Origin of the sequence: Brevundimonas sp. (genome assembly GCF_035627055.1) — a bacterium.
Taxonomy (GTDB): domain Bacteria; phylum Pseudomonadota; class Alphaproteobacteria; order Caulobacterales; family Caulobacteraceae; genus Brevundimonas.
The window spans coordinates 259,710-270,113 of record NZ_DASPMM010000022.1; the positions used below are offsets into that span (position 1 = coordinate 259,710).

The 10,404-nt window shown below is 62.8% G+C and carries 14 protein-coding genes and 1 tRNA gene; 8 read left to right on the forward strand and 7 right to left on the reverse strand.

The features are described from left to right. Window position 1 precedes the first annotated feature (1 nt). Both VEA98_RS11845 and VEA98_RS11850 read left to right on the forward strand, forming a co-directional pair. Window positions 2-874, forward strand: coding sequence for a hypothetical protein (locus tag VEA98_RS11845; protein ID WP_324814574.1), 873 nt, complete (start codon window positions 2-4; stop codon window positions 872-874). A 12-nt stretch (window positions 875-886) separates the two neighbouring features. Further along, a complete protein-coding gene (locus tag VEA98_RS11850; RefSeq protein WP_324814577.1) occupies window positions 887-2,047 on the forward strand; it encodes a hypothetical protein in 1,161 nt (386 codons plus the stop codon). 570 nt (window positions 2,048-2,617) lie between these two features. Here VEA98_RS11850 and VEA98_RS11855 read toward each other — a convergent pair. Then, window positions 2,618-3,013 carry a hypothetical protein gene (locus VEA98_RS11855; protein ID WP_324814580.1) on the reverse strand — a complete coding sequence of 132 codons (396 nt, stop codon included), beginning with the start codon at window positions 3,011-3,013 and terminating at the stop codon, window positions 2,618-2,620. Window positions 3,014-3,370: 357 nt separating this feature from the next. Here VEA98_RS11855 and VEA98_RS11860 point away from each other — a divergent pair, with 357 nt between their 5' ends. After that, a complete protein-coding gene (locus VEA98_RS11860) occupies window positions 3,371-4,156 on the forward strand; it encodes a hypothetical protein (RefSeq protein ID WP_324814583.1) in 786 nt (261 codons plus the stop codon). Window positions 4,157-4,267: 111 nt separating this feature from the next. Here the strand turns inward: VEA98_RS11860 and VEA98_RS11865 are convergent, their stop codons facing one another. Further along, on the reverse strand, window positions 4,268-5,059 hold the full coding sequence (locus VEA98_RS11865; RefSeq protein ID WP_324814586.1) for a hypothetical protein: 792 nt from the start codon (window positions 5,057-5,059) through the stop codon (window positions 4,268-4,270). 131 nt (window positions 5,060-5,190) lie between these two features. Here VEA98_RS11865 and VEA98_RS11870 point away from each other — a divergent pair, with 131 nt between their 5' ends. After that, window positions 5,191-5,448, forward strand: a complete 258-nt coding sequence (locus VEA98_RS11870; protein WP_324814588.1) for a helix-turn-helix transcriptional regulator — start codon at window positions 5,191-5,193, stop codon at window positions 5,446-5,448. Here the strand turns inward: VEA98_RS11870 and VEA98_RS11875 are convergent. From VEA98_RS11875 to VEA98_RS11890, 4 genes are read right to left on the reverse strand one after another with little or no spacing between them, the layout of a single operon-like run. Then, window positions 5,413-5,982 (reverse strand): hypothetical protein, encoded by a 570-nt coding sequence (locus tag VEA98_RS11875; RefSeq protein WP_324814590.1) that lies wholly within the window; start codon window positions 5,980-5,982, stop codon window positions 5,413-5,415. The genes VEA98_RS11870 and VEA98_RS11875 overlap by 36 nt on opposite strands. A gap of 4 nt (window positions 5,983-5,986) precedes the next feature. Beyond that, the gene (locus VEA98_RS11880) at window positions 5,987-6,319 is read right to left on the reverse strand and encodes a DUF3768 domain-containing protein (protein ID WP_324814592.1); all 333 of its coding nucleotides are present in this window, start codon (window positions 6,317-6,319) and stop codon (window positions 5,987-5,989) included. A gap of 46 nt (window positions 6,320-6,365) precedes the next feature. Beyond that, window positions 6,366-6,584 carry a hypothetical protein gene (locus VEA98_RS11885; protein WP_324814596.1) on the reverse strand — a complete coding sequence of 73 codons (219 nt, stop codon included), beginning with the start codon at window positions 6,582-6,584 and terminating at the stop codon, window positions 6,366-6,368. A gap of 14 nt (window positions 6,585-6,598) precedes the next feature. Next, on the reverse strand, window positions 6,599-7,177 hold the full coding sequence (locus VEA98_RS11890; RefSeq protein WP_324814599.1) for a site-specific integrase: 579 nt from the start codon (window positions 7,175-7,177) through the stop codon (window positions 6,599-6,601). 230 nt (window positions 7,178-7,407) lie between these two features. Here VEA98_RS11890 and VEA98_RS11895 point away from each other — a divergent pair, with 230 nt between their 5' ends. From VEA98_RS11895 to VEA98_RS11905, 3 genes are read left to right on the forward strand one after another with little or no spacing between them, the layout of a single operon-like run. Beyond that, window positions 7,408-7,938, forward strand: coding sequence for a hypothetical protein (locus VEA98_RS11895; RefSeq protein WP_324814602.1), 531 nt, complete (start codon window positions 7,408-7,410; stop codon window positions 7,936-7,938). Continuing rightward, window positions 7,935-8,201 (forward strand): XRE family transcriptional regulator, encoded by a 267-nt coding sequence (locus tag VEA98_RS11900; RefSeq protein WP_324814604.1) that lies wholly within the window; start codon window positions 7,935-7,937, stop codon window positions 8,199-8,201. Before VEA98_RS11895 ends, VEA98_RS11900 begins: the two co-directional genes overlap by 4 nt. Then, a complete protein-coding gene (locus tag VEA98_RS11905) occupies window positions 8,198-9,235 on the forward strand; it encodes a tyrosine-type recombinase/integrase (protein WP_324814606.1) in 1,038 nt (345 codons plus the stop codon). The genes VEA98_RS11900 and VEA98_RS11905 overlap by 4 nt, the downstream gene beginning before the upstream one ends. A gap of 95 nt (window positions 9,236-9,330) precedes the next feature. Here the strand turns inward: VEA98_RS11905 and VEA98_RS11910 are convergent. Further along, window positions 9,331-9,420, reverse strand: a tRNA-Ser gene (locus tag VEA98_RS11910). Between the two features lie 96 nt (window positions 9,421-9,516). On the opposite strand from VEA98_RS11910, the gene VEA98_RS11915 reads away from it, so the two are divergent. Further along, the gene (locus tag VEA98_RS11915) at window positions 9,517-10,383 is read left to right on the forward strand and encodes a septal ring lytic transglycosylase RlpA family protein (RefSeq protein ID WP_324814610.1); all 867 of its coding nucleotides are present in this window, start codon (window positions 9,517-9,519) and stop codon (window positions 10,381-10,383) included. Window positions 10,384-10,404: the final 21 nt, after the last annotated feature.

Here is a 10,404-nt window from a genome sequence, read left to right on the forward strand (position 1 = left end):
CATGGCTCTGTTCATCTGCCGCGAATTCTTGGCTGATCTGATCGCTCATCCTGAGCCGGCGTTCGCCAAGCGCGCTCTGAAGAAGTTGGTGGATCGGAAGGGCGACTTTCTATCCATCATGGACGACGACCATCGGCACGACGGCGTGGATGACGCCTGGATCCGATACATCAGCACAGGCAATAGCGCCTATCGGCTGATCTTCTTGCGCAAGGACGACGACGTCTACGCCTACCGCGCGGGCGAGCATAAGATTTCCGATCACCTCAAGGCGCCAAAAAAACTGGCCGAGACCGCCCAGGTCGTTGAGGCGCCGGATAATGAGATCGATCTCGGCGATTCACGCCTCGGCGACACCCGCTTCTTGGGCTCGGTTCATCCGAGAAAGCTGGCTCAGGTCTATGCTGAAAGGGCTCTTGTCCCACACCGCAGTTTGATCCTCATCTCGCCCTCCATATCGAGCGCCCTGTTGGGTCCGACCGGCCTTGTGGGTGAGTTGATCGACCGAGTGTTGTGGCGGAACGGGTCGGTCACCCTCGTGACGCGGCCGCCAGAGAACAACAAGCTCTGGGAGTTCGAAGAACTGGCTAGGCGGAAGATCGATGTCCTGTTCCATAGGTCGATCAATGCGCGCCTCAGTCTGATGGAGGTCAATCCCGAGCTCGCGCTCGAGGGGGGAAGCTCCGCCGCCAACATCGCGATCATAGGGTCGGCGGAACTCCTGGAACCCGCGTTCGCGCTGGGCAGTCACGGGACCACAGACGAACTGTGCTACGAGGTGCCAAGTCCGGACTACGATGACGCCTTTGAATATTGTCTACGGCTCGTGGACGAGGCCACCGATATCGTCACCTACCGCCGTTTGCATTCCTAGATGGAGCCTTCGATGATCGACCACGCGACCTTCTATGCGAAATGCAATCTGGTGGACAATCCGTTCCGGTCGAACGCCACCTTCGATGACGATCCTCGCCTGTCCATTTGGGCCGGCTATGAGAAAGAGCGCGGCCTGCTCGAACGGTTTCTCGCGCGGTCTCGGGCCGAGCAGGTCGGCAATACCAACTTCCTGCTTTTGTACGGCGACTTCGGCACGGGGAAATCTCATGCGCTGCTGTGGGCCGCGCACTGGCTACGGAACTATAGCCCGGACCTGAAGTCGGCCGCCTACCTCATTCCCACGCTGAAAAAGGATCGCGGGCGGCTGACCTTCGCGGGCGCGTTCAAAGACGATCTCTTAGCTAAGACGACGCTCGCCGACGACGTCATCGCCTATCAGCAGTTTCTGATGCGATGCATCATTCAATACATTCACGAGCACGCCCTTGGCGCTGACGCCAACAATGAAGAGGTCATCGAGAAGCTACTGCCGTCGGTAGAGCTCTATAATTTCGCCAAGAAGCTCTACGCGTGCAAAGGAAAGCCCGAAATCCTGGCGCTCCTCGCGCCCAAGGATCTTTCGGACTACCAAGCCATGACGGCGTTTACGCGCATCGTAAATCTGTTCGTTCACGAGATGCGCTTCAAAAATGAGACGATGCGGTTCCGGCAATCGGTCCATCTGCTGATCGACGAAGTTGATGTCCTGCGAGCGGCACCCTCCAAGGAGGTCTTGGACGTCAACGATCTCCTGCGCCACATTTATGATGGCTGCCCGAACTGCTTCGGCCTAGTGGTCGCCATGTCCGTGGTTCAAGAGGTCGTGCCGATGATCCTGACCGAGTACGTCCTTGGCCGGGTCAATCGTCAGATCGAGTTCGCGGTGCTCGACAAGGCGGCCGCCGCCAGTTTTGCCATCAAGATCATGGATGAATGGCGCGTCGACGCCACTCTTGAGGATCAGACCGGCGCCTTCCCTTTCACGCCCGAAGCGATCGACGGACTGGTGGGGCAGATCTCCTTCCGCACGCCTCGGAAGGTCGTGAACTCGATGCAGCAGGCCATCGAGGAAGCGCGGCTCGTCGATCTGGACCCGAGCGTGAACCCGATCACCATCCAGGATTTGGACGACAACGGCATCGTCGACAGCATCTTCGGCGACAACCGCTGACAAGACTATCGGGCGCTCGAAAAAACGGCCCGATAGCCTTGTCCTGGAGGACTGGCCCCTGAGGTCGGACGCCAGTCGGATCAAGGCGCGGACGGCATACGAACATATATGTGCTGGATTGGCCTGCGAGCCCTGCCCCCCGAGCTCCAACTAAGGGTCTAGGCGGACCTAGCGAAGTCAGCGAGCCGAAGGTCCACTCTCGGGCAGAGAGATAACGTCCGCTTCTGGCGCAAAGCGGCCCAGACCAAGGCGGCGGCCCGCATCGGCGAGCGCCGGCACTCTCTGCTCAGTGCGTTAGACACATTCTGCACTGAAGCTCGGGTTTCGCACTAAGCGACGGTTTGGGCAGGCGTTGGTGGGGCAGACAGACTGTAGGGCAGGGCGGGCGCAGTCGGAGGGTGGGGGAAGGTGCGTTGGCCTGGATTTTCGAGCTCGCAGACTGAATCTGCGCGCTTTGAATCCTCGTCCGAAAATAAAGCGGTTTGGAGGCTTAGTTCGCGGCGCTAAGGGGTTTGGCAGGCTAAATTAGCCCCTCATTTTCGCGCTCGCCAGTTTGCCGCGCGAGTCACCTCAGGTGCTAGGCGCTCGTCTGATCCGAGGCCGCTTCGGCGGTTTGAAGTCGGACCTGGAAACCTTCTTGACGCCCCCATAAGATTCTACGTCCTTGATCAGCTGAGAACCGTCACGGGTCCGGAACTTTTCCGCGATCCGGCCGATTTCAGCCGCCCGCTTCGAGTCCACACCCCATAAGATTTTGGCGAGAAGCACCGTAGAGCTTCGCGAGTGCACCTTCTGCCGCCGAGCGGCGACCGCAACCGCGTCCCGCCAGTCCCCCAACCCGTCTCTGTCCCACCCGTCGACGAGGTTGACGATGAACGCAGCGCGCTCGGCCGCAGACTTGGCGCGACCAGGCGTGCCGCGCATGAGCGCCGTCAACTGCGGTGCGTAGACATCGTTGTTTGCCATTTTCCGGGGCTCACTCGCTGGTCCGCGGGGAGGGCTCTAGGCGGGCTATACTAGGTATGTGGGGTATAGCTGTACTGAGTAATAGCTACACAGCATGCCTTCAGGCTCCCGATCCGCTAATCCGCTAAACTAGCCCTTTAGCCGGCTTCAACGGCGTCCTAGCCCCGATAAATCACCAGCCCCGCAGTCCACGCCCGACAGGTGCGCGTCGCGACATTCCGCGCATCGCCGACGACGGAATCTGTTCCGCTCTAAGGCGGAATAACTTCCGATTCACGTGTGCGTCTCCGGTCGGCCCGCTGAGTTTCGGCGATCGCAATTCCTTTCACCGCAATCACGCGGCGAAGGGATAATCCGATGTTTCACCTCCTGCACGACGAACTGCCGCACGAGCTCACCCGCCGAAATCGCGAAGCTCAGCGTATCGCTTGGCGCCTCGGCCTATCTCCGAAACCAGCCAGACGCTTTGGAACGGAAGAGCTTCCGCCCAATCTCTGCCAACGTCTCGTCGCGGCGGAGCGCCGTCTTGCGGTCGCTCAAGTCTACCGATTCATCGACGCGCTGGAGCGAGGGGATGAGGTCATCTTTCTCACCGTGTGCCGGCCGGAATGGACATGCGCGGAGGGGGAGCTGAGCACGAGGCTTATTTGCGATGTTCGAGGCTGGATGTCTCGGCGTGCGCGCAACCTCGCTCGGTACGGTCAGCAGCGCATGATGGGGTTTGTGGATGTCGCCTGGAATGACCGATCCGCTGTCGGCGAGGTCAGTCATTGGTCGGTGCACGCCCACGTCCTGCTTGTGGTCGAGGGGGTGCGGGAAGGCGCTCGTCAGCTCTGCCGCTCCGCCTTCAGCTGCGACGGCGATGGAGATCGGGTGCTGAAACCCATCGTCGCCAAAACCCTGAGCACCGACCTCGATGTCTTCCGTGTCGGTCGTTACAACTCCAGAGCCCTCCTCCTAGAGCACCATCAGCGCAGACGCAGCTACCGGGACAGGAACGGCGTCGCCCAAACTCGCGATACCAAGCTGACGGTCACGCAGGCCGTGGAGCTGGCCGCCGTTGTTCACAGGCTGGGGCCGAAGCGTTTTTGGATATTGTCGGGGCTCCGTCGAAAGTTTGGGGAGATCCAAGCCAACGGCTGAGCTCCGGCCATCTTGCGGGGGTTGGATGACCGTCAACGCCCGCGGGATATAGCGGACTCTGCGAGGCCCTCTCAGATGGCCGTGTTCAGAGCTCTCAAAGTCGCGGTTCGCTCAGTCGTGGTCCTGACCCGTGGTCCCAGGCGGCATCGTCGACGCAATCCGATTGGCCTTGGCCGGTGCAGACGGGCCTTGCTGCGGGGCTGTAATGGCTTGGGGCCCCGCGGGCGCCACACGGTTGTCCTTCGATGCTTCGCCTCGGTGTCGAGGCGCGCGAAGCTCGGTCTCCATCTCGCTCAGGCAGGTGGAGCCGAGCGGCCCGAGTCCGACGAGGTTCTGACGCTCTGCGGCCTGGTGGAGTTCGTGCTTCAGGTCCGAGATCTCTTGGAAGCTCAAGGTTTGGCGATACTGTCGGAACGTGGCGCAGAGGGGGGCTGCAGCGGCGTCGGCGTTCTGTTGGCGGGCAGGGGTGATGACGTCCCTGACGTAGCTTTCGGACGCCCGGTTCAACAGGGCTGAAGTCGAGCGTGCGTCGTGTAGCTCGACTCTCAGCGACGCGTCGTCGACCTGCTTGGCGAGCCTATAGCCAATCCGCTGCTCCCAAGACTGCGGCCCCTCCGAAGCGCGCAACGTCGCCTCGCACTCCATCCACGGCGCCGATGTGTCTGTCTCAGCGACGGTTATTTCGACCGCTTCCAGTCCGACCGCGTCGAGATAGGCCCGCGTTTCGCCCTCGCTCCACCGATAGGGTCGAAAGGCTTGGCGCGCGAGCTGCAGGACGGTTTGCGTGGTCGCTGGAGCCGCACACGCTCGACCGTCGCCAGTCTCCAGCATTCGCAGGGCTGTGTCGGCGGCGGCGGCTTGTGAACCATTCGGCTCGCCGTCACATGCCGTCGCGGCGGTCATTGCGATCGCCAAGGCTCCTAACTTCCAAATGCGTGACGCCCCGACCGCGGCGACGGGCTCTCCGGAATTCATCTCTCAATCTCCTATTATGCTTGTTTAGCATGGCCAACCGCGCCGCCTAGCCCCGCTTCATGGCTGGCGATCGCAGAGGGCTTTCTGGGCTGCACACCGATGAGCACCGCGCGCTCATGGCGGCGTTGGCGGCTGTGCGGGTCGAGGCCAAGCTCACCCAAGAAGAGCTGGGCAAGCGGCTCGGGGTCGATCAGACCTATGTCTCCAAATACGAGACGGGGCGGCGACGGCTCGACGTGGTCGAGTTCATGCGCATCATCGCGGCCTTGGAAGCCAATCCATCAGATTTGCTGGCGAGGGTTTGGCCGAAGCGTTGATCTGGTGCGACTGGATCGGGTCACGAGCAGGGTGTCGATCGCGCTGAACCGATAACGCCCGCGATCGAGCGAGAACCGATCGAGTTCAAGCTGACGCAGGTTCCCGGAATCCCTCAGCAAGGCGCGCCGACTGTCGAAGCGCCGGACGACTGACCAGTGTGAGAAACCAGGCAAGTGGACGTTCACGATCACCGCGGCTGTCGGTGAGCGAGCAGTCTCACGCAAGCTCGCGAGAAATGCGTCGAGGGTCGGGAAGTCCACGTCATGCCAAGGCCGCTCGAGGGAGACGCGGATTCTGTGTCTGCGGCCCAACCATCGAAAGGCCCTCTTGCCCGTCTCAAGAAGGTCTTCGCTGTCCAATCCGTCAAACATCGCCGCTTGTAAGCGCTCTGCCGGCAGCCCGAGCGTCAGTCGCCGAAACAGCTGCTTGTGCATCGGAGAGCGCGGCCCGGTGACGCCAGCGACCTCAAGCGCGTTGATCAGAGCATAGATCCCGCAAAGAGCATCCAGCTCTCCCTGTTTCACCGCCCTCATGCCGTCAGTACTCCTCAGCCAGCATGAGCGTCAGCACGCGAACGCAGCCGTCTTCCTTGCTTGGATCGACGGCGGCGGAGGTCAGGGATTGGTCGTAGTAGTCGATCTTCCAGAACACCCGGTGCTGGCCGAGCGTCACCGCTCCGAAGTCGTGCTCGCCGTAGGGGTCGTTTCGTTCGTCGAACTGGTCGAACTCCTGCGTCGCCCGCAGGGCGGCCCGCACCATATCGGCGCCTAGGCCGACGATACCCTGTGTGATGAAGATGCGCCCGCCGGTGTGAGTTCGGCGCAGCTGGTCGTTGAGCGCACGAATGCGCTCGCGTCTTTCGACGGTCATTGAAGTCTCCTGATGAGTTTGAAGTCTGAGGTGCTGACGCTTGGCGTCAGGGAAGCAGGCGTTCGAGGCTAAGCAGGATCACCAGGTCGGAGATGGGATCCGTCGAGGTTCTGACGTCATCGACGAAGTGAACCTTGATCTTCACGCGGCGGCCGCTCTCGAGATCAATCCCCGATAATTTGACGTCGTCAGACCGCTTCTCGAGCTTGATCGTCTCTAGCGCGACTGCGATCGGCTTGAAGGGCAGGGGAGTGGTTGAGGTCATGGCTTCGCACTCCGCTACAGCGAAGCGACGAGGCGGCGCTGTGCGTCGCTATCGCCATCAATATACCCCTGCGTCACCTCGATCGACCGGTGCCCCGCGAGCAGTTGAACGTCGCGCAGCGACGCTCCCGCTCGGTGAGCTCGGCGCGCCGACATCGTGATGAAGGTCCGCCTACCTGAGTGCGACGAACAGCCGGTCGCCCCGATCTCTGAGAAGAGTTCCACGAACCAGTTCACGACGCTGTTGGCGCGCAGGTGATCCCCGCCACGCGCGGAGGGGAGCAGCGGGCCTGTTCGGTGTACGCTTCTTCCGTACGCCTGCAGCGCGCGCTTCAGCTCGTCATGCATCGGTATCCGCCGACCGCCACCCTTCTTGGCGATGCTGTCTTGCACCGTCATCAGGTTGGCGATCCGGCCGCTCGGATCCGTAACCATCGACCAATCAAGGCCCGCGATCTCGCACGCCCGCAGACCTGCTCTGACCGAGAGCAAGAAGATGACGCGATCTCGAGCGGCGGTGGGCCGTCGCTCGATGCGGTTGAGAGCTTTACGGATGACGGAGTCAGACAGCAGTTTGGCTTGCCGACCTGGCATAGGCGGTCTCCTTTCACGCAGGCGCGCGCAAACGATCGCAGGATTGCGTCGCTCGATCGCGTTAGATTGTTGGGGGAAAGCTGCGGTGAGAATGCGCGCAGTATCAATATGTTAGCAGGAACTGCTCAGTTGGTCAAGCAGAAAGATACGTAGTTTGAAAGACTTACGGATGGCCGGAACTTAGATTTCACGGCTTGCGCAATCCAGCGACCCCTGCTAGATTTCCATTCATGAGTAATCTGAAGCTCCGCCGCGCGGATATGATCCGCCTGACCGACATGACGGCTCGTCGTTTTGACGCGATGTTGATGCGCGGTCACGCGCCTTGGCCTCAGCGAGAAGCTGGGCGGAGCTGGGGCGAGTTCTCGACCGAGGATGCCTACCGCGTCGCGCTCGCGCACGCCTTCATCAGGCTTGGGAGGAGCTATGAGGACGCTGGTCGAGCGGTTCGGGCGGAATTCAACGACCTGGTCGAGCTTGAAGCTTCACAGCCTGGGGACCTCATGTACGGCGGTTTCATCACCCAAACCGAACCAGGCGAAGATTCCGTGACCCTCATATTGCCGCTCATCGCGCCGCATACGTCGCTCTTCGATGAGCTCGCGCGTGTGAAGCAGCTGGTCGCGGCTGACGACGTCGTGCTCGCACTGACAGTCGTCAATGCGACCGAGATCATGAAGCGCCTCTACGAGCGCGCTGTCGCTCTCGGTCTCGTCGATGAGCGGCTCACGGAGCTCGCCCAAAGAGTGAGGGCGCTATGACCGCAACCGGTCTTGAAACTGCGCGCCGCAGGCGCGTTTCGGTCTTACCGCAGAGCTGCCCGCCCCGTGGTCTGAGCCGATCCGCTGCGGCCGAATACATCGGCCTGAGCGTCAGCAAATTCGATGAACTGGTGGCCGATGGGCGCATGCCGCCGGCGAAGGGGGTTGATCGGCGAAAGATCTGGGACCGGCATGAGCTTGATGAGGCCTTCTCCGCCTTGCCGTCAGAGGCCCCAGAGAACCCTTGGGATGCGATCTTGTGAACCGCCGGCCCCCGTATGCGAGCTACTACCGCGACCGTCATGGTGTGGTGCGCTGGCGCTTCCGCAAGAAGGGGTGCCGGGAGAGCCAAACCACGGCGCTCTTCGACAGCCAAGCGTGGTGGGCCTGGTATGAGAGCGCACAGAAGAACCTGCTCCCCCCGATTGGATCCTCGCGCACCAAACCTGGTTCGATCGACGCGCTCGCGGTCGAGTTCTACGCCTCCGCAGAATGGCAGTCCCTGCGGCCGACGACGCGCCGTACCTACAAGGGGATTTTGGACCGGTTTCGCGATCTCAAGCTCGGCGCAATGCGCTGCGGATCGCTGCCGGTGGCCCAGCTTCAGCCGAAGCATATTCGACGAATCATCGACGGAATGGCGGATCGGTCGGCCGCGGCGAACAATCTGCTGAAGGTCATTCGCGTGGTGTTGGCGTTCGGGGCGGATCGGGGTTGGCGCGACGACAACCCCGCGATCCACATCAAACCGCTCAAACGTCGGACCGACGGCTTCCTCACATGGACTGAAGATGACATCGCCAAGTTCGAAGCGCGGTGGCCGCTCGGAACCAAGGAGCGGCTGGCCTTCGATCTGCTGCTGTATACGGCGCAGCGTTCAGGCGACGTGAGGCGGATGGGCCCGCAGCATGTGAGGGATAGGTATATTCGCGTCGTGCAGGAGAAGACCGGTGAGGTGCTCGAACTGCCGGTTCACGCCCGACTCCAGGCTTCACTAGACGCCGCGCCCACCGCTCATCTGACGTTCGTGGTCACCAAGCATGGGCAGCCGTACACCGCGAAGGGGTTCAGTCAGTGGGTGAGCGAGGCCGCGAACCTCGCGGGTCTGCCGAGAGGCGCTTCTGCCCATGGGTTGCGGAAGGCGGCGGCGCGCCGTCTCGCGGAGGCGGGATGTTCGGCGCACATGATCATGTCGGTGACTGGTCACCGCAGTCTCAAAGAGGTCGAGCGCTACACCCGAGCCGCCGGCCAACGGTTGCTCGCGACCTCAGCGATGCAGCGCATCGCGAGAACGTAACCAGCACATCTGTTGTCTAACTCTGTCGAACGCTCTCGAAAAGTTAGACAAATGTGATTGCAACGACTTGTATCGTAACGATAAAGTCGCCCGCATGGCGGACAGGGTGGGATTCGAACCCACGGTAGGCTCACACCTACGGCGGTTTTCAAGACCGCTGCCTTAAACCACTCGGCCACCTGTCCGTGTCCCGCGAGCGGACCCGCCGCATACCGCCAAACGTCCCGTTAACCAAAGCGGAAATCTTGTGCGCCATACTCGCCGCCATCGAGGGCGGGGCCATGGCTGCGAAACTTCTCAAGGGTGTTCTGGTCGCCGGCCTGTTGTCGCTTCTGGCCGCCTGCGCGAGCGGGGCGAGCTCCGGGGGCCGACCGGTTCCGGGCGCCGTCCCCGTGGTCACCGATCCGGCCCCGATCGTCTCCGGAACCATGCGGCCCTACCAGATCCGCGGCCGCTGGTACCGCCCTGAAGAGCAGCCGAACTACGACGAAACCGGCATGGCCTCCTGGTACGGCGACCAATTCCACGGCCGCCCCACCGCCACCGGCGAGCGCTTCGACATGAACGCCCTGACCGCGGCCCACAAGACCCTGCCGCTGCCGGGGCTGGTCGAGGTCACCAATCTCGCCAACGGTCGCCGCATCGTCGTCCGCGTCAACGACCGCGGGCCCTTCGTCGACGGCCGCATCATCGACCTGTCCCGCGGCGCCGCCGACGCTCTCGACCTGCGTCGCGCCGGCGTGGGCGAGGTGCGGGTGCGCTATCTCGGCCGCGCGCCGCGTCTGGGCGGCGGTCAGGTTCTCCAGTACGCCGAAGCCCGTCCGGAGCCGGATCGCGGGCCGGTCCCCTATGTCCCGGCCGCCGCCCCGCCGACGCCGCCGCAGCCCGTCCCGGAGCCCGTCGCGTGGTCGCCGCCCGCCGCGCCCACGCCCGCCGGCGTCTGGGTCCAGGCCGGGACCTGGTCCGACGCCCGCCAGGCCCGCCGCGCCGCCGACCATCTGGGCGGCGGCGCCACTGTCGATGTGGCCGGTCCCGGCCGTTACCGGGTGCTGGTCGGGCCGTGGCCGGACGCCGGCGCGGCCGAGCGTTCCCGCCGCGCCGTGATGTCGCGGGGTTATCCCGAAGCCACGACGATTTCCGGCGTCTAGACTCTTGCGAACCCGTCCCGG

Coding starts and splice junctions, on each gene's coding strand:
- VEA98_RS11845 (WP_324814574.1), top strand. CDS start 2: ATGGCTCTGTTCATCTGCCGCGAATTCTTGGCTGATCTGATCGCTCAT.
- VEA98_RS11850 (WP_324814577.1), top strand. CDS start 887: ATGATCGACCACGCGACCTTCTATGCGAAATGCAATCTGGTGGACAAT.
- VEA98_RS11855 (WP_324814580.1), bottom strand. CDS start 3,013: ATGGCAAACAACGATGTCTACGCACCGCAGTTGACGGCGCTCATGCGC.
- VEA98_RS11860 (WP_324814583.1), top strand. CDS start 3,371: ATGTTTCACCTCCTGCACGACGAACTGCCGCACGAGCTCACCCGCCGA.
- VEA98_RS11865 (WP_324814586.1), bottom strand. CDS start 5,059: ATGACCGCCGCGACGGCATGTGACGGCGAGCCGAATGGTTCACAAGCC.
- VEA98_RS11870 (WP_324814588.1), top strand. CDS start 5,191: ATGGCTGGCGATCGCAGAGGGCTTTCTGGGCTGCACACCGATGAGCAC.
- VEA98_RS11875 (WP_324814590.1), bottom strand. CDS start 5,982: ATGAGGGCGGTGAAACAGGGAGAGCTGGATGCTCTTTGCGGGATCTAT.
- VEA98_RS11880 (WP_324814592.1), bottom strand. CDS start 6,319: ATGACCGTCGAAAGACGCGAGCGCATTCGTGCGCTCAACGACCAGCTG.
- VEA98_RS11885 (WP_324814596.1), bottom strand. CDS start 6,584: ATGACCTCAACCACTCCCCTGCCCTTCAAGCCGATCGCAGTCGCGCTA.
- VEA98_RS11890 (WP_324814599.1), bottom strand. CDS start 7,177: ATGCCAGGTCGGCAAGCCAAACTGCTGTCTGACTCCGTCATCCGTAAA.
- VEA98_RS11895 (WP_324814602.1), top strand. CDS start 7,408: ATGAGTAATCTGAAGCTCCGCCGCGCGGATATGATCCGCCTGACCGAC.
- VEA98_RS11900 (WP_324814604.1), top strand. CDS start 7,935: ATGACCGCAACCGGTCTTGAAACTGCGCGCCGCAGGCGCGTTTCGGTC.
- VEA98_RS11915 (WP_324814610.1), top strand. CDS start 9,517: ATGGCTGCGAAACTTCTCAAGGGTGTTCTGGTCGCCGGCCTGTTGTCG.